This window comes from Streptomyces turgidiscabies Car8 (assembly GCF_000331005.1).
Taxonomy (GTDB): domain Bacteria; phylum Actinomycetota; class Actinomycetes; order Streptomycetales; family Streptomycetaceae; genus Streptomyces; species Streptomyces turgidiscabies.
Window position 1 is genome coordinate 1 of the sequence record NZ_AEJB01000292.1, and the last position, 16,702, is coordinate 16,702.

Genomic DNA, 16,702 nt, shown 5'->3' on the forward strand with positions numbered 1-16,702 from the left:
CCCTCCCTGGGGGGACTACGCCAGGCGGTCCAGCAGCAGGACCGCCAGGTCGTCCGTCAGTTCCCCGCCGTTCAGCTCGCGTACCTCGCTCACGGCCGCCCGCAGCAGCTTCTCGCCGCGCAGGCCCTGGGCGAGCTGGCGGCGGATCATCGCCACCATGCCGTCCTGGCCGAGCCGTTCCCGGCCCTCGCCGATATGCCCCTCGATCAGGCCGTCCGTGTAGAGCATCAGCGTCCACTCGGCCCCCAGCCGTACCTGCGTACGAGGCCAGCGGGCCCCCGGCAGCAGTCCCAGCGCCGGGCCGTTGTTGTCGTACGGCAGCAGCTCGGCCACGGTCTCCGACCCGGAGGGCACGGGTGCCGGGCGGATCAGCAGCGGAGCGGGGTGGCCGGCCAGACACAGGCCCGCGCTGCGGCCGTCCGGCGAGATGTCGACCGTGCAGAGCGTCGCGAAGATCTCGTCGTTCTCGCGTTCGTGCTCAAGGACCTGCTGCAGTGTGCCCAGCAGGGCGTCGCCGCACAGGCCCGCCAGCGTCAGCGCGCGCCACGCTATGCGCAGCTCCACACCGAGCGCCGCCTCGTCGGGGCCGTGCCCGCACACGTCGCCGATCATCACGTGGACCGTGCCGTCGGGCGTCCGGACCGTGTCGTAGAAGTCGCCGCCGAGCAGGGCACGGGAGCGGCCGGGTCGGTAGCGGGCGGCGAAGCGCAGCGAGGAGCCGTCGAGGAGCGGGGTGGGGAGCAGGCCGCGTTCCAGGCGGGCGTTCTCCTGGGCCCGCAGCCGGGACTCGGTGAGCCGGCGCTCGGCCTTGTCGGAGCGCTTCCTCTCCACCGCGTAGCGGATCGCGCGGCTCAGCAGCCGTCCGTCCAGCTCGTCGCGGAAGAGGTAGTCCTGGGCGCCGACGCGCACCGCCTCCGAACCGCGCTCGGCGTCGCCGGAGGCGGTGAGCGCGAGGACGGCGTGCCGGGGCGCGAGCCGCAGCACGTGCTTGAGCACCGCCAGCTCGTCGTCGTTGCCGTCCTCGGCGTGGTGGGGCGCGGGCAGCGCGAGGTCCAGCAGGATGCAGTGGACGTCGTCGGTGAGCAGCCGTTCGGCCTCGGTGAGGTTGCGGGCCGTACGGACGCGGATCGGCTTGCCCGTGGCGTCGAGCAGCTCGGGCACGACGGGGGAGCCGCCCGGGTCGTCCTGGATCAGCAGCAGGGTCAGATGCGTGCCGGGGGAGGTGACGGGGGTGACGGAGGCGGCTGCGCCGGGCGCGGTGTCGGCCACCGTGCCGGGGCCGGGGGTGCCGGTGGAGGTCTCTCCGGGCATGGAGGGGGCGGCCGGGGCCCCTGCGGGCACGGCCGGGGTCGGCGCCTGACCGTTTTCCGCGGCCGGGATCGCTCTCTGCCGCGGTATGGGTGCGGGCATCGTCGTGGGTTCCTTCCCTCCCCCCGAGGGCACGATGGGCGAGGGGTCTCGATCCACCGACCGGGACCATAGCGGTTGACAGGCCCGCAGCGGAATGGTCGGCGGGGCCGACGGCGCGTCGCCGGGGTCGCGCCGGTGTCATATGCCGTGTCCCGTAACGCACTTGGGCGTGAGGTTGCCCGCCCGGGGATGACGAATGTCACGTCCGCCGGAGGGTTGGGAGACGCCGGTGGGGGTGGGGTGGTGCGGTGGGTCACGTGTGGCGGGTCACGCGCGGCGCGGGAGGTTCAGTGGGGCGCGAATCGTGCCGTATGCGGCGAGTTGCCCCATTGTGATCCCGGTGATCCCGGCAGTTGTGGTGATCCCGCGTTTCACGCGCTCGGCCGGACCACCCCGAGTATCGGCATCGTCCCCGCCCCCGCGATCGTGATCGTCCGCCCGGGCCGCGGGGCGTGCACCATCTTGCCGTCGCCGATGTACATCGCGATGTGGCTCGCGTCGTCGAAGTAGACGATCAGGTCGCCGGGGCGCATGTCCTTGACGTCGACGTGGGGCAGCTGGGCCCACTGCTGCTGCGAGGTGCGCGGGATGGGTACTCCGGCCGCCGCCCAGGCCGCCGAGGTCATGCCCGAGCAGTCGAAGGTGTCGGGGCCCTCGGCACCCCACTCGTACGCCTTGCCTATCTGGGCCGTCGCGAACTCCACGGCCTTCTTGCCCTGAGCCGTCGCACTGCCGTCGATGTCGTCGAGGATGCCGGAACTGAGCCAGGACGTCTGCGCCTTGGCGGCGGCCGCGCGCTCCAGCTCCGCGAGGCGTTCCTTCTCCTTCTTCTGCAGCTGGGACTCCAACTGCTCGGCCGCCGCGATCTGTTGCTTGATCTTCTTCTGGGCGGCGGCCCTGGCCTTCCGGCTCGTCTCCAGCTTCGTCCACTGGGCCGACGCGTCCCGCGCGTACAGCTCCAAGTCCTGCTGCGTGCGCGCCATTTCGGCGAGCAGGCCCGTGGTCGCCTTCTGGCCCTGCCGGATCCGGTCGACACCCTCCAGCCATGCCTGCGGATTGCCGCTGAGCCACAGGCGCGCCTCCGGCGGCATGCCGCCCGAGCGGTACTGGGAGCGCGCCGCGGCACCCGCGCGGTCCTTCAGCTCGGCCAGCCGCTTCTGCCCCTTGACGATCTCCCGGGCCAGCTCGACGATCTCGGCCGACTGCCGTTCGGTCTGCTCCTCCGCCGCGTTGTAGGCGTCCGTGGCGACCGCCGCGTCGTGGTAGAGCTGCTCCAGCTTCTTGTGTACGGCTTCCAGGTCCTTGTTCGGCGGCAGCGTCACGCTCGGGGTCGGTGGGGGCGTCGGGGTCGGTGCGGGGCTCGCGAACGCGGTGCCCGCGCCGCCCAGGACGGTGACCGCACAGACCAGTCCCACGGCTGTCGCGATCAGACTCCGCTTGCCGGCTCCCATTCCCCGTACCCCCGTACCTTTCGCCCACGTGATTAATCGTCAGTAACTTACGTACGCCCGGGGGATCGTGCCATGTCACCGCAAAAAGCAACAGGCCTCCCGCGAGTCGCCTGTCCTTCCCCGCGTCCCCGCATGTGTGACGAACGACGTACGGAGATCGTTGCCCACGAATCGCGAGCAATTTGAGACGCCAGGGAAGCGAGGGACGCCAGGGAAGCCAGAGAGGTCGGAAAACCCGGTCCCCGGCTCCCCGGCGCTCCGTTGGGCCGACCGCTCAGCCCCGAGGCGCCAACGCTCCCCACGCCACGGTCACTTCACCCTGCCGCCACCGCACCGGACCGCCGGTCACCGGCCAGTCCTTCGTCAGGTCCCGTACCGCCCGGATCCAGCGCTGGCGGGCCCCGTACGAGGCGTAGGGCGCCGCAGCCGCCCAGGCGCGGTCGAAGTCGCGCAGGAAGGCGTGGACAGGTTCGCCGGGGACGTTCCGGTGGATGAGGGCCTTCGGGAGGCGTTCGGCGAGGTCGGAGGGGCGGTCCAGGGAGCTGAGCCGGGTCGCGAAGGTGACCGTGCGCGGGCCCTCGGGCCCGAGGGCGACCCAGACGTGCCGGCGCCCGATCTCGTCGCACGTGCCCTCGACGAGGAGCCCGCCGCCCGGGATCTCCGTGGCCGGCGCGAGCCGGGCGCACAGCCGCGCCCAGACCTCGGCGACCTCGGCCTCCTCGTACTGCCGCAGCACGTTCGCCGCGCGGATGAGCGCCGGCCGCTCCGGCACCGGGATCTCGAAGCCGCCGTGCCGGAAGACGAGCCCCTCGCGCTCGTACGGTTTCGCCGCCGCGACCCGGGCCGGTTCGATCTCGACGCCCACCACGCGCGCGCGTGGCGCCATGGTACGCAGCCGTGCCAGCAGTTCGACGGCCGTCCAGGGCGCGGCGCCGTACCCGAGGTCGACCGCGACGGGGGAGGGGGCGCGGCGCAGGGTGGCGCCGTGCGTGGCCGCGATCCAGCGGTCCATACGGCGCAGCCGGTTGGGATTGGTCGTCCCGCGCGTCACTGTTCCCACGATGCGGGGGAGGGCCGATGCGCGGGGAGCCATGTGTACGAGGGTAAGGGGCGACCGCCGGGGGTAAGGAGCGGAGCGCTATCGAACGGTTGAGCGGGAAACGGTAATGATTGCGCAAAGAGGAAATGGGTCGCTTCCTGCTGGCGTTGAACCTTCGGAGCTGTGCGTGGACCGGCAGCGGAGCGGAATGAGTCGGGCCGAGAAGGAGGAACGCCACGTGAGCCAGTACATCGGCCGACTGGGACGCCGCCGCAGGCCCCGCCGGGTGGCGATGCTCTCCGTGCACACCTCCCCGCTCCACCAGCCCGGCACGGGCGACGCCGGCGGTATGAACGTCTACATCGTCGAGCTCGCACAGCGCCTCGCCGCGATCAACATCGAGGTCGAGATCTTCACCCGGGCCACCACGGCCGCCCTCCCCCCGACCGTCGAACTGGCCCCCGGCGTCCTCGTGCGACACGTCGACGCGGGCCCCTACGAAGGCCTCCCCAAGGAGGACCTCCCCGCCCAGCTGTGCGCCTTCACCCACGGCGTCATGCAGGCCTGGGCCGGTCACCGCCCCGGCCACTACGACCTCGTGCACTCGCACTACTGGCTCTCCGGCCACGTCGGCTGGCTCGCCGCCGAACGCTGGGGCGCCCCCCTCGTACACGCCATGCACACCATGGCCAAGGTCAAGAACGCCTCCCTGGCAGAGGGCGACAACCCCGAACCCGCCGCCCGCGTGATCGGCGAGATGCAGGTCGTGGCCGCCGCCGACCGCCTCATAGCCAACACCGCCGAAGAGGCCGACGAACTCGTACGCCACTACGACGCCGACCCCGGCAAGGTCGCCGTCGTCCACCCTGGCGTCAACCTCGACCGCTTCTCCCCGGCCGACGGCCGAGCCGCCGCCCGCGCCCGTCTCGGCCTCCCGCAGGACGCCCTGATCCCCCTCTTCGCGGGCCGCATCCAGCCCCTGAAGGCCCCCGACGTGCTGCTCCGCGCGGTCGCCGTCCTCCTGGACCAGCGCCCCGAGCTGCGCGCCAACATCGTCGTGCCGATAGTCGGCGGCCCCAGCGGCAGCGGCCTGGCCAAGCCGGAGGGCCTGCAGAAGCTCGCCGCCCGCCTGGGCATCGCGGACGTCGTACGGTTCCGCCCGCCAGTCGGCCAGGAGCAGCTCGCCGACTGGTTCCGGGCGGCCTCCGTCCTCGTCATGCCGTCGTACAGCGAATCGTTCGGCCTGGTCGCCATAGAGGCCCAGGCCGCGGGCACGCCGGTGCTGGCGGCGGCGGTGGGCGGCCTCCCGGTGGCGGTCGCGGAAGGACGTACGGGATTCCTCGTACAGGGCCACGATCCGGCCGCCTACGCGCGCGTGCTGCGCGACTTCGCCGACAACGAGACCCTGACCGCCCGGATGGGCGCGGCTGCGGCCCAGCACGCCCAGCGCTTCGGCTGGGACGCCTCGGCGGCCGCCACCGGGGACGTCTACACGGCCGCGATGCAGGCCCACAGGCGTCGCGTACGCTCGCTGCATGGCTGATTCGGCGTCGATCATCGAGCAGGTCCTCACCGAGGCCGACCTGGACTGGGAGAGCCCGAACCCCGGCAACTACGTGGTGAAACTCCCCGGTACCCGCAAACTCTCGACGACGGTCTCACTCCTCGTCGGCAAGCACTCGCTCTCCCTGAACGCGTTCGTGATCCGCCACCCCGACGAGAACGAGCCGGGTGTCCACCGCTGGCTCCTCGAACGCAACCTCAAGCTGTACGGCGTGAGTTACGCGGTCGACCGCCTCGGCGACGTCTACGTGACCGCCAAGCTCCCGCTGTCCGCGATCACTCCGGACGAGATCGACCGCCTCCTCGGCTCGGTCCTGGAAGCGGCCGACGGCAGCTTCAACACCCTTCTGGAGCTGGGTTTCGCGTCGGCGATCCGCAAGGAGTACGCCTGGCGGGTGTCCCGGGGCGAGTCGACCCGCAACCTGGACGCCTTCGCCCACCTGACCCAGCGCCCTACGACCGACTGACGCCGGGGACGGTCCTTCACCGCCCGGTCCGTTACCACCGGATCCGTTACCGCTGGATCCGTCACCGCCCGAGCCGGTACCGCCCGGGCGGCACGCCCACCAACTTCCTGAAGTGGCGCGTGAGATGGGCCTGGTCGTAGAACCCGGTGGCGGTCGCGACCGCCCCGGGAGACTGTCCGTCGAGGAGCAACCGCCGGGCGAGCTCGACGCGCCGGGCCGTCAGATACCGGTGCGGCGGCATCCCGAAAGCCGCGCTGAACGCCCGTACGAGATGCGCGGGATGGGCGTGCACGAGCCGCGCGGCCTCGTCGAGCGTGATCCCGTCGACGAGCCGCTCGTCGAGCAACTCCCGCAACTGCCGGGCGAGCGGGGGATCGACGCGCGGCGGACGCGGCGGTACGTCGCCCGACCGCATCCGCGTACGCAGCCGCTCGGCGACGAGCGCCAGCCGGCCGGCGGCCTCGAACTCGTCCCCGGACCGCGCGAGCGCACCGTGCAACTGCCCCACGCGCAGCCGCAGCAGGGGATCGCGCAGATCGGGCCGGTCGACGGCGGCCCCGATGAACTCGTCGCCGAGATGGGTGGAGTCGAGATACAGCACCCGCTTGCGGAACCCGCCCGGCGTGGCGGGCGACCCGTTGTGCGGCACGTGCGGCGGCAACAGGGTCACGGTGTCGTGCGGGGTGCCCCGCTCGTGCCGGTCGAGGTCGTACCGTACGGCGCCGACGTCGACGATGAGCAGCGTCCAGGAGTCGTGTACGTGCATCGGGTAGGCGTACTCGACGAAGTGGGCGTGGAACACCTCAAGGACACCCGGCACACGCGGGCGCCAGGCGGAGACGGTGCGCTGCGGGGGTTCGACGGGCACGACGGGCACGGCGGGCACGCAAAGAACGTACAAGACGCGGGGGAAGCCCGGTCGGCAGTCTCAGACCATGACCATGAACGCACCACACGCCGCACCACACCCCACCCCGCTCTCCGCCCCCGAACCCGTCCGCTTCGACACCAAGATCGCCGTGGTCCTGCGCGAGGACCTGGAACCCTGGCAGCGACTGAACGTGACGGCGTTCCTGGTCAGCGGCCTCGGGACGACGGTTCCCGAGGTGATCGGCGAGCCGTACGAGGACGCGGACGGCACCCCGTACCTCCCGATGTTGCGTCAGCCGGTCCTCGTCTTCGAGGCGACCAAGGAGACCCTGAAGGCGGCACACGGCCGGGCGGTGTCCCGGTCCCTGCCGTGCGCGGTCTTCACGTCCGACCTGTTCACCACGGGCAACGACCGGGACAACCGGGCGGCGGTACGGGCCGTGTCGGCGGCGGAGCTGGACGTGGTGGGGGTGGCGGTGTACGGCCCGAAGAACCCGGTGGACAAGGTGATCAAGGGGTCACGGATGCACCCGTGACGGCTCCGGCGGCGGGGGCCACGTCGACGGGGGAGGTCTCGTCGGAGGGGGAGGGCTCCGCCGGAGTCCGGCCCATCAGCGCCCAGTACCCCGCCCCCGCCACCGTCCCGATGACCGCGCACAGCCCCCAGAGCCACTCCGCGCCGAAGTGGTCGATGACGAACCCGGACATCAGCGGGGCGACCAGCCCGGCGACCGACCAGGACATCGTGTACATGCCCTGGTAGCGACCGCGGCCGTGCACCGGCGACAGCCGGACGACCAACCCCGTCTGGGTGGGCGCGTTGACGATCTCGGCCAGGGTCCAGACGCAGACCGTGAGGACGAAGACGCCGACCGACCCGGCGAAGGCGGTGAGCCCGAAGCCGTACCCGGCGAGGAGGGACGAGAGGACGAGGAGGCGGCGGGCGTCCCGGTGCTCGATGAACCGGGTGACCGGGATCTGCAACGCGACGACGAGTACGCCGTTCACGGCGACGACCATGCCGAAGTCCGCCGGGCTGAACCCGGCCTCGCCCATCGCGATCGGCAGCCCGACGGCGCCCTGCTGGAAGATGAGCGCGACGAGGAAGCACAGCCCGACGACCCCCATGAAGCGCCCGTCGCGCAGTACGGTCCCGAGCCCGACGGAGTCGACGGCCTCCGCGCTGCCGTCCTTGGCGGGGTTCGCGGGCCGTGACTCGGGCAGCTTGAGGAAGATCACGACGGCGCAGGCCATGGTCATACCGGCCTCGACGAGGAACCCGGCGGCGTAACTGACCTCGGCGATGAAGCCGGCGCCGGCGGACGAGACGGCGAAGCCCAGGTTGATGGCCCAGTAGTTCAGGGAGAAGGCGCGGACGCGGTCCTCGGGGCGCACGATGTCAGCGATCATCGCCTGCACGGCCGGCCGGGACGCGTTGCTCGCCATCCCCACCAGGAAGGCGACACCGGCGATGGTGACCGGGTCGTGCACGAAGCCGAGCAGGGCCACGGAGAGGGCGGTGGACGACTGCGCGATGAGAAGCGTCGGCCGCCGGCCGAGCCGGTCGGTCATCACACCGCCGCCGATCGACGAGACGACCCCGCCGAGCCCGTGCAGCGAGACGACCAGACCGGCGTACGAGGCGGAGTAGCCGCGGTCGAGGGTCAGATAGATCGCCATGAACGTGGCGACGAACGCCCCGAGCCGGTTGACGAGGGTGCTGGTCCACAGCCACCAGAACTCGCGGGGCAGCCCGGAGACGGATTCGCGGGCAGCGCGTTTCAGGGTGGCCAGTGACACAGGTATCCCCCACGGACGTAAGCAGCTCGAACGGTGATGACAACTTACGAGCGGGCCAGGAGGGGGAGCCACTCAATTAACAGATCCCGTCAATCAACCCTCAATCAACCCTCGGTCGTCGCTCAGCCGCCACCCGACCGTCCGGTGGCCGGGCGGCCGAGCAGGGGATCAGAACGTTCTATTACGCTCAGGGGCATGGCCGACGCACCGTACAAGCTGATCCTCCTCCGCCACGGCGAGAGCGAATGGAACGCGAAGAACCTGTTCACCGGCTGGGTGGACGTCAACCTCACCGACAAGGGCGAGAAGGAGGCGGTCCGTGGCGGTGAGCTGCTCAAGGACGCCGGCCTGCTCCCCGACGTGCTCCACACGTCCCTCCAGCGGCGCGCGATCCGCACGGCCCAGCTGGCCCTGGAGTCCGCGGACCGCCACTGGATCCCCGTCCACCGCAGCTGGCGCCTGAACGAGCGCCACTACGGCGCCCTCCAGGGCAAGGACAAGGCCCAGACGCTCGCCGAGTTCGGCGAGGAGCAGTTCATGCTCTGGCGCCGCTCCTACGACACCCCGCCCCCGCCCCTCGAGGACGGCACGGAGTTCTCCCAGTCGGACGACCCCCGCTACGCGACGATCCCCCCGGAGCTGCGCCCCCGCACGGAGTGCCTGAAGGACGTCGTCGACCGCATGCTCCCGTACTGGTACGACGGCATCGTCCCCGACCTCCTGACCGGCCGTACGGTCCTGGTCGCGGCCCACGGCAACAGCCTCCGCGGCCTGGTCAAGCACCTGGACGGCATCTCCGACGAGGCGATCTCGGGCCTGAACATCCCGACGGGCATCCCCCTCGCCTACGAACTGGACGCCGACTTCAAGCCCCTGACCCCGGGCGGCACCTACCTCGACCCGGACGCGGCCGCGGCGGCGATCGAGGCGGTCAAGAACCAGGGCAAGAAGAAGTAAGCAGCCTGCAGCTGAGAGCAGCCCCCGTCCCCGCGATTCCTGCGCGGGGGCGGGGGTTTTTCGCTGCCCTCCGATACCGTCCCGGACCATGGCGAACAGCGACGGTGTGCCCGAGAAGGTCGCGTGGGTCCATGTTCGGGGCGGCCGGGTGTTGGTGACGCGTTCTCACGGCCGGGATCGCTTCTACTTCCCGGGCGGTCATCGCGAACCGGGCGAGTCCGACAGCGAGGCCCTGGTGCGGGAGATCGACGAGGAACTGCGGGCGACGATCGACCCCGGCTCGATGGTGCACTTCGGCACCTACGAGATCGGCGAGGGTTATCCGGAACACGGCCCCTTCCGGATGATCTGCTACGCCGCCGCCCACCACGGCGAGCTGACCCCCTCGCGGGAGATCGCCGAGAAGGCATGGTTCCGCTATGCGGACCGGGCCCGGGTCTCGGCCGTCGACGCGATGGCCTTCGACGCGCTTCACGAGACCGGGCGTCTTTCCTGACTCCGCGCCGACCGCGAAACCCTCGCTTCCGCACGCTGATCGGCAATCCCGTACAACCCCCCACCCGCCCCAGCAGTCTGACGCGAGTGAAGCCACCACTTCACTCGTCAACCGTGGGGGAAACCACACCATGCGCATACGCGCCAAAGTCGCCGCCACCGTCACCGCCGCTGCTCTCAGCGCCGCTCTGGCCGTCACCGCCCTCGCCGCCCCGGCGGTCGGGGCCGACCAGGACGACTCGGCATCGACGTTCACGAACATCGATGTCAACCACGACTGGAACGGCTACACCGTCGGTGTCGAGGCCGCGAAGAAGAGACTGTTCTCGGTCTCCGCGACGATCAGCGACCCGTCCGGCGTCAAGAGCGCGAAGTTCGAGCTGTGGCACGGCGAGGAGCGGGAGAAGGCCGACGGGGTCATGACCGCGGGTGCCACCTGCCACAGGATCAACGCGCTCACCGCCTACTGCGAGGCACTCCTGCTCGCCGACCCGAAGGTCAACATCCACAGCAACGCCCTTGCCGGTATCTGGTACCTGGACATCATCGCCACCGACGGCGACGGCAACGTCACCCGCGGGGAGGGCCTTGAGCACGCGTATTTCGCACGCGTCAAGCGCCCCACCTACATGTCCCAGACCGACGCCACCCCGGAGCCGGTGAAGAAGGGCCAGAACCTTAACGTCAAGGCCCAGATGACCGTCGCCAGCTGGGAGACGAACAAGAACGTGCCCCTCGTAGGCCACCAGGTGCTGCTCCAGTACCGCAAGGGCACGAGCGGCCCCTTCGTCACGCTGAAGAAGGTCAAGACCGACCGCAACGGCTGGGCCACGGCCACCGTGAAGGCGACGGCGGACGGTGCGTACCGCTACGACTTCGCGGGCACGAACCTCACCCTGGCCGCGGCCGGCTTCACCGACTACGTCGATGTGAAGTGAGCCCGGACAGCTGAAGTGACCGTCCCCTGCCCGCCACCCCGACGGGCAGGGGACCCGCACCCCGGCCGTTTCCCGCTCGCCGAGCCCCGCTTCGAGGGTCCCTCTCCTGGGCATAACCGATGCCTGAAACCCGCGCTGCGCGTGGGTAACTCCGTGGAGAGGCAAGCGAGATGGCGTACGCGGGGATATCGCTCTACGGCGTCGGCGACCAGCCCACGACGATGTTCGCGCACGTGCTCGGCGTGAAGGGCGTCGCGGTGGTGACCACCACCAACCGCGTCCAGCGACTGCCTCTGCGGCCCGCGCAGGGCAGCCGCGCCGAAAGGATCACCTGCGAGGCCTGCCACTCGCGGTTCCAGCTGGTCCTGCACAGCGTCGCCGTCACCAGAGGCAAGCGCGTCCGCTACCTCGTCCGCGGCCTCCTGGGCGTCCCTCTCGGCGTGTTCCTGATCTGGCTCACCTTCGGCGTCGGCATCACCTCGGGAAACCCCCAGGAGGACAACACGATCGCGCCCTGGGCGGTGCCGGCCTTCTTCGGCGGCCTGGTCCTCGCCGTGACCGGCCTGGCGGCGATCCTCATGAGCCGCAAGTACGACGGCGTCGACAAACTCCGCCGCCTCACCGAGGACGGCACCGCGTCCAGGCTGACCCAGGGGCACAGACTGATGTGAGCCCGGGAACTGATGTGAGCCCGGGCGGCCCTCACACCGCCAGCGGCACCGCGTGGATCTCGTCGGCCTTGTGGCCCGCGCGTTCGTGGATGCGCTGGACCGCCTCCGCCGAGGGAGCCTCCGAGAGGCAGTAGACCGTGCCGGACTCGGGGTCCGCCCACGCCTTCTCGAAGTGGACTCCCTCGTCCTTCTCGATGTCCAGGTCGGCCTGGTGGGCCTGGTGCAGCTGGTCGGCGGTGATGCCTTCCATGCCGTGGTGGACGTCCATGAACTGGGGCATGGCGTCACACCTCCTATCCCTGATCCGGGTCGCACTTCTGCGTCGTACGGCCTGCCTGCTCTCCATCTTCAGCCCGTACGCCCGACCCGGCGAGTGCTGCCTACTTGAGCCCGATCGCGTTGCAGGCCGCCACGTACTCCGGGGTGCAGATGTCCTGCACGGTGTAGACGCCGTCCTGGATCACGGTGTCCTTGATGTTCTCCTGCGTGAGCGCCACCACCGGCACCAGCATCGACGGGATGTTCTTCTCCGTCGGGCTGTCGACGCTGTCGCGGGTCAGCGCGTCGAACTCGATCGAGCGGCCCTGGACCCTGGCCACCGCCATCGACGCGGCGTTGTTGGCCTCCAGGATGAACGACTTGTAGACGCTCATGTACTGCTCGCCCGTGACGATCCGCTGCACCGCCGCGAGGTCCGCGTCCTGCCCGGTCACCGGCGGGATCTTCGAGGCACCCGCCTCCTTCAGCGCGTCGATGACCGCGCCGGCCATACCGTCGTTCGCCGAGTAGACGGCGGCGATGTTGTTCAGCCCGACGGTCCTGATCGCCGCCTCCATGTTGGCCTTGGCGACCTCGGGCAGCCAGTCCTTCGTGTTGTACGACGCCGCGATCTGGACCTTGCCCTGCAGCTCGTTCATCGCGCCGGTCTTGAACCGCCCCGTGTTCGGGTCCGTGAGCGACCCGTTGATCATGACGATCTTGCTGGTTGCGGCCTTGGTGCCGAGGGCCTCGACGATCGAGCGGCCCTGCACCTCGCCGACCAGCTCGTTGTCGTGGGAGACGTACGCGTCGATCGGGCCCTCCGCGAGCCGGTCGTACGCGATGACCGGTATGTTCGCGTCGTGCGCCTTCTCGATGGCCGGCGCGATGGCCTTGGCGTCGATCGCGTCCACCACGAGGACGTCCACCTTCTCGGCGATCATCTCCTCGAGCTGCCGGCTCTGCTTGCTCTCGTTCGCCTCGGCGTTGGCGTAGAGGACCTTGCCCTTGCCGTTGGTGAGGGCGGCGACCTGCTTCTTGAAGAGCGGGTAGTCGAACTTCTCGAACCGCTTCGTCTTCTTGTCGGGCAGCAGGAGACCCACCGTGATGTCGTCGCCCTTCTTGGGCGCCGCGGAGCCGCTGCTACCGCCTGCGCCGTCCATGACGCCGCACGCGGCGAGCGAGAAGGCCGAGGCGGCGGCCGTCACCGCGATGGCGGTACGGCGCACGGCGGTCCGACGGGGGGTACGAGCGTTCACGGCGGTGCCTTCCAGGGGGAACAGCATGACGAACCCGAATACAGATACGGAAGCCAACGCGGCGGCGGCACGTGACGTCAAGAAGTACCGGTTAACGAGATGGCAACAGGGTGCCTGTTGTGCATGGACAGCGCCTGAGCGTCAACTGGTGTGAAGTGTATGCCCGTTCACAGGTGATCGAGGTCGGCTTCCGCCCCTCTGAACAGGGGCGAACACCCCCTCCGCACACAAACTCCACACAAAAGGACCCCATCTCCCAACGGAAGACAGGGTCCTTGTGAAGCCGCCGTTCTACGTACCCGCCGTCAGCCGCACTGGCAGGGGTTGCCCGACTGGCACCCGCACCCGCAGCCGGAGCCGCAGCCACAGGCACCGAACAGGGGCAGGTTCTTGATGTCGGCGGGATGCTGCGTCTCGCGTTCCCGCGTCGGGTCGGGCGTGCTGGGGGTCTCGGCCATCGGGCCCTCCTGGAGAGCTGGTCCTGGAGACAGGTGCCTTCTTCCCATTGCATGCCCGCCGCGCCGGGCGCATCAACGGCGCACGGAGGCTCGGCCGTGCCCAGGGGCGTGCGGCCCCCGGCGACGACCCGCGGGCCTACGCCCCCTCGGCCCCAGTGGGCGGCTGTACGTCCTGCTGCAGATCGTCCGCGTGCTCACCCGTCACCAGGAACACCACACGCTTGGCGACCGACACCGCGTGGTCCGCGAACCGCTCGTAGTAGCGGCCCAGCAGCGTCACGTCGACCGCCGTCTCGATACCGTGCTTCCAGCGGTCGTCGATCAGGTGCCGGAAGAGCGTGCGGTGCAGCAGGTCCATCTCGTCGTCGTCCGTCTCCAGCTGCATCGCCAGATCGACGTCCTTGGTGATGATGACCTCGGCCGCCTTCGCCATCAGACGCTGCGCGAGCTGGCCCATCTCCAGGATCGTGGCATGCAGGTCGCGCGGCACCGCACGATCCGGGAAACGCAGCCGCGCCAGCTTGGCGACATGCTGGGCGAGGTCGCCCGAGCGCTCCAGGTCGGCGCTCATCCGCAGCGAGGTGACCACGATCCGCAGATCCGTCGCCACCGGCTGCTGGCGGGCCAGCAACGCTATCGCGCGGGCCTCCAGGTCGTGCTGGAGCTCGTCGACCTTGGCGTCGGCCTCGATGACACTTTCGGCCAGCTTCAGGTCGGCGTCCAGTATCGCCGTCGTGGCACGCCCGATCGCCGACCCGACGAGCCGGGCCATCTCGACCAGACCTTCGCCGATCGAGTCAAGTTCCTCGTGGTACGCGTCACGCATCAGGTGTCCCTCTCTTGACGTCCGTTCGGGGGCGAACAGCGGACCCCGTGACCCCCACGCTCCCACGTTCGTCCCTGCACGCGACGTTTTCCGCCCCGACAAATGAACCAATACTGGCTCCAAGGTGAACTCTGGGCGACGAGTGTTCGAGGTCGCACTCTCTTGGCTGTGGCCAGGTCGTATCCCATGCCTAACCTGGATGCATGGACGTGAACGCGGCGGTCGCCGCAGCGGCAGCGATCGCCGGGGTACTCACCGGTGTCATCGCCATGCTGGCGTTCCGCTGGAGCGAGCGCGACCAGAAACGCCCCACCCGGACCTCCCTGCACACCGACCCGGTACTACCACCCGGCGTCGACACCGTGCTGTCCGTACTGCGGTCCTCCGCCGTCGTACTCGACGAGGCGGACGGCGTCGTGAAGGCCAGCTCGGCGGCGTACGCCCTCGGTCTGGTCCGTGGCGGAAAGCTTTCGGTGGAGCCGATGCTCCAGATGGCCCGGGACACCCGGCGCGACGGCGAGATACGCCAGGTCGAGCTGGACCTCCCCAGACGCGGCACCGGACGCGGCGAAGCCCTCGCCGTCTCCGCCCGCGTCGCCCCCCTCGGCTCACGCCTGGTCCTCCTCCTCGTCGAGGACCTCACCGAGGCCCGCCGCATCGAGGCCGTACGACGCGACTTCGTCGCCAACGTCAGCCACGAGCTCAAGACCCCCACCGGCGCCCTCTCCCTCCTCTCCGAGGCCGTCATGGGCGCCTCGGACGACCCGGAGGCCGTCGAGCGCTTCGCCGGCCGGATGCAGATCGAGGCGACCCGCCTCACCAGCCTCGTCCAGGAACTCATCGACCTCTCCCGGGTGCAGAACGACGACCCGCTGGAGGACGCCGAGCCCGTCCGCGTCGACGAACTCGTCGCCGAGGCCGTCGACCGCTGCCGCCACCAGGCCGGCACCAAACACATCACCATGGCCGCCGGAGGCACCGCCGACCTGCGCGTCTGGGGCAACCGCGGACAGCTCGCCGCCGCCCTCGGCAACCTCGTCGAGAACGCCGTGAACTACTCACCCGCCGCGACCCGCGTCGGCATAGCGGCCCGCCGGGTGAACGCGCCGGGCGGCGACCTGATCGAGGTCGCCGTCACCGACCAGGGCATAGGCATCTCCGACAAGGACAAGGAGCGCATCTTCGAGCGCTTCTACCGCGTCGACCCCGCCCGCTCCCGCGCCACCGGCGGTACGGGCCTCGGCCTGGCCATCGTCAAGCACGTGGCCGCCTCGCACGGCGGAGAGGTCACGGTGTGGAGCTCCGAGGGCCAGGGCTCCACGTTCACCCTGCGCCTGCCGGAGGCCGTCACCGGCCGCCGGGCCCGCGCGAACCGGCCGCACCTGTACGACCATGACTCCCACCCCGAGTCACTCCCAGACTCCGACCCCGACACCGGGGACGGACCGTCCGACCCCGGCGAAGTGGCCGACCGGACCACCGGTACATCCCCTTACGATCCGCTTCACGCCCCGGAGGTCCATCCGTGACCCGAGTGCTCGTCGTCGAGGATGAGGAATCCTTCTCCGACGCCCTTTCGTACATGCTCCGCAAGGAGGGTTTCGAGGTCGCCATCGCGGCCACCGGGCCCGACGGCCTCGACGAGTTCGAGCGCAACGGAGCCGACCTCGTCCTGCTCGACCTGATGCTGCCCGGCCTGCCCGGCACGGAGGTCTGCCGCCAGCTGCGCGTCAAGTCCAACGTCCCGGTGATCATGGTCACCGCCAAGGACAGCGAGATCGACAAGGTCGTCGGCCTGGAGATAGGGGCCGACGACTACGTCACCAAGCCCTTCTCCTCCCGCGAACTGGTCGCCCGTATCCGCGCCGTCCTGCGCCGCCGGGGCGAGCCCGAGGAGGTCACCCCGGCCGCCCTGGAGGCAGGCCCCGTCCGCATGGACGTCGACCGCCACGTGGTCACCGTCTCCGGCGGCAAGGTCGACCTCCCGCTCAAGGAGTTCGACCTGCTGGAGATGCTGCTGCGCAACGCCGGCCGCGTGCTGACCCGTATGCAGCTCATCGACCGGGTCTGGGGCGCCGACTACGTGGGCGACACCAAGACCCTCGACGTCCACGTCAAGCGCCTGCGCGCCAAGATCGAGCCGGACCCGGGCGCCCCCAGATACCTGGTCACGGTCCGCGGCCTCGGATACAAGTTCGAGCCGTAAACCGGCCCGGACATCCGACCGGTAAGCCTGTACG

General features: G+C 70.2%; 18 protein-coding genes. 9 read left to right on the forward strand and 9 right to left on the reverse strand.

The features are described 5' to 3' along the window. Positions 1-15: 15 nt before the first annotated feature. From STRTUCAR8_RS19395 to STRTUCAR8_RS19405, 3 genes are all read right to left on the reverse strand, one after another. Positions 16-1,410 (reverse strand): PP2C family protein-serine/threonine phosphatase, encoded by a 1,395-nt coding sequence (locus STRTUCAR8_RS19395; protein ID WP_044472480.1) that lies wholly within the window; start codon positions 1,408-1,410, stop codon positions 16-18. A gap of 371 nt (positions 1,411-1,781) precedes the next feature. Further along, positions 1,782-2,861, reverse strand: coding sequence for a C40 family peptidase (locus tag STRTUCAR8_RS19400; RefSeq protein WP_006377554.1), 1,080 nt, complete (start codon positions 2,859-2,861; stop codon positions 1,782-1,784). Between the two features lie 274 nt (positions 2,862-3,135). Continuing rightward, positions 3,136-3,954 carry a class I SAM-dependent methyltransferase gene (locus tag STRTUCAR8_RS19405; RefSeq protein WP_006377550.1) on the reverse strand — a complete coding sequence of 273 codons (819 nt, stop codon included), beginning with the start codon at positions 3,952-3,954 and terminating at the stop codon, positions 3,136-3,138. Between the two features lie 184 nt (positions 3,955-4,138). Here STRTUCAR8_RS19405 and mshA point away from each other — a divergent pair, with 184 nt between their 5' ends. Beyond that, the gene (mshA, locus tag STRTUCAR8_RS19410) at positions 4,139-5,443 is read left to right on the forward strand and encodes a D-inositol-3-phosphate glycosyltransferase (RefSeq protein ID WP_006377558.1); all 1,305 of its coding nucleotides are present in this window, start codon (positions 4,139-4,141) and stop codon (positions 5,441-5,443) included. After that, complete coding sequence (locus STRTUCAR8_RS19415; RefSeq protein WP_006377555.1) at positions 5,436-5,930, forward strand: type III secretion system chaperone family protein; 495 nt, start codon at positions 5,436-5,438, stop codon at positions 5,928-5,930. Before mshA ends, STRTUCAR8_RS19415 begins: the two co-directional genes overlap by 8 nt. 61 nt (positions 5,931-5,991) lie before the next feature. On the opposite strand, the gene STRTUCAR8_RS19420 is transcribed toward STRTUCAR8_RS19415, so the two are convergent. Next, positions 5,992-6,816 (reverse strand): helix-turn-helix transcriptional regulator, encoded by an 825-nt coding sequence (locus STRTUCAR8_RS19420; RefSeq protein WP_006377547.1) that lies wholly within the window; start codon positions 6,814-6,816, stop codon positions 5,992-5,994. Between the two features lie 49 nt (positions 6,817-6,865). On the opposite strand from STRTUCAR8_RS19420, the gene STRTUCAR8_RS19425 reads away from it, so the two are divergent. Beyond that, positions 6,866-7,336, forward strand: coding sequence for a DUF2000 domain-containing protein (locus STRTUCAR8_RS19425; RefSeq protein ID WP_006377544.1), 471 nt, complete (start codon positions 6,866-6,868; stop codon positions 7,334-7,336). Here STRTUCAR8_RS19425 and STRTUCAR8_RS19430 read toward each other — a convergent pair. Continuing rightward, positions 7,311-8,600, reverse strand: coding sequence for an MDR family MFS transporter (locus tag STRTUCAR8_RS19430; RefSeq protein ID WP_006377560.1), 1,290 nt, complete (start codon positions 8,598-8,600; stop codon positions 7,311-7,313). The genes STRTUCAR8_RS19425 and STRTUCAR8_RS19430 overlap by 26 nt on opposite strands. 195 nt (positions 8,601-8,795) lie before the next feature. Between STRTUCAR8_RS19430 and STRTUCAR8_RS19435 the strand changes: the two genes are divergently transcribed. From STRTUCAR8_RS19435 to STRTUCAR8_RS19450, 4 genes are all read left to right on the forward strand, one after another. Further along, entirely contained in the window at positions 8,796-9,557 is a 762-nt protein-coding gene (locus tag STRTUCAR8_RS19435) for a phosphoglyceromutase (protein WP_006377543.1), read from the forward strand. A gap of 88 nt (positions 9,558-9,645) precedes the next feature. Beyond that, positions 9,646-10,053 carry an NUDIX hydrolase gene (locus tag STRTUCAR8_RS19440; RefSeq protein WP_006377556.1) on the forward strand — a complete coding sequence of 136 codons (408 nt, stop codon included), beginning with the start codon at positions 9,646-9,648 and terminating at the stop codon, positions 10,051-10,053. A gap of 130 nt (positions 10,054-10,183) precedes the next feature. Then, positions 10,184-10,990: a hypothetical protein gene (locus STRTUCAR8_RS48320; RefSeq protein WP_006377545.1), complete on the forward strand. Its 807-nt coding sequence runs from the start codon at positions 10,184-10,186 to the stop codon at positions 10,988-10,990. Positions 10,991-11,160: 170 nt separating this feature from the next. After that, entirely contained in the window at positions 11,161-11,661 is a 501-nt protein-coding gene (locus STRTUCAR8_RS19450) for an Asp23/Gls24 family envelope stress response protein (RefSeq protein WP_006377552.1), read from the forward strand. Between the two features lie 31 nt (positions 11,662-11,692). On the opposite strand, the gene STRTUCAR8_RS19455 is transcribed toward STRTUCAR8_RS19450, so the two are convergent. From STRTUCAR8_RS19455 to phoU, 4 genes are all read right to left on the reverse strand, one after another. Next, positions 11,693-11,941: an SCO4226 family nickel-binding protein gene (locus tag STRTUCAR8_RS19455; protein WP_006377553.1), complete on the reverse strand. Its 249-nt coding sequence runs from the start codon at positions 11,939-11,941 to the stop codon at positions 11,693-11,695. A 100-nt stretch (positions 11,942-12,041) separates the two neighbouring features. After that, positions 12,042-13,178: a sugar ABC transporter substrate-binding protein gene (locus tag STRTUCAR8_RS19460; RefSeq protein WP_234372656.1), complete on the reverse strand. Its 1,137-nt coding sequence runs from the start codon at positions 13,176-13,178 to the stop codon at positions 12,042-12,044. Between the two features lie 305 nt (positions 13,179-13,483). Continuing rightward, complete coding sequence (locus STRTUCAR8_RS53415) at positions 13,484-13,636, reverse strand: hypothetical protein (protein WP_006377542.1); 153 nt, start codon at positions 13,634-13,636, stop codon at positions 13,484-13,486. Between the two features lie 136 nt (positions 13,637-13,772). Next, the gene (gene phoU, locus STRTUCAR8_RS19465; RefSeq protein WP_006377549.1) at positions 13,773-14,462 is read right to left on the reverse strand and encodes a phosphate signaling complex protein PhoU; all 690 of its coding nucleotides are present in this window, start codon (positions 14,460-14,462) and stop codon (positions 13,773-13,775) included. 203 nt (positions 14,463-14,665) lie between these two features. Between phoU and phoR the strand changes: the two genes are divergently transcribed. Beyond that, on the forward strand, positions 14,666-15,991 hold the full coding sequence (gene phoR / locus STRTUCAR8_RS19470) for a two-component system sensor histidine kinase PhoR (RefSeq protein ID WP_006377548.1): 1,326 nt from the start codon (positions 14,666-14,668) through the stop codon (positions 15,989-15,991). 5 nt (positions 15,992-15,996) lie between these two features. Next, positions 15,997-16,668, forward strand: coding sequence for a two-component system response regulator PhoP (phoP, locus tag STRTUCAR8_RS19475; protein WP_475976412.1), 672 nt, complete (start codon positions 15,997-15,999; stop codon positions 16,666-16,668). Positions 16,669-16,702: the final 34 nt, after the last annotated feature.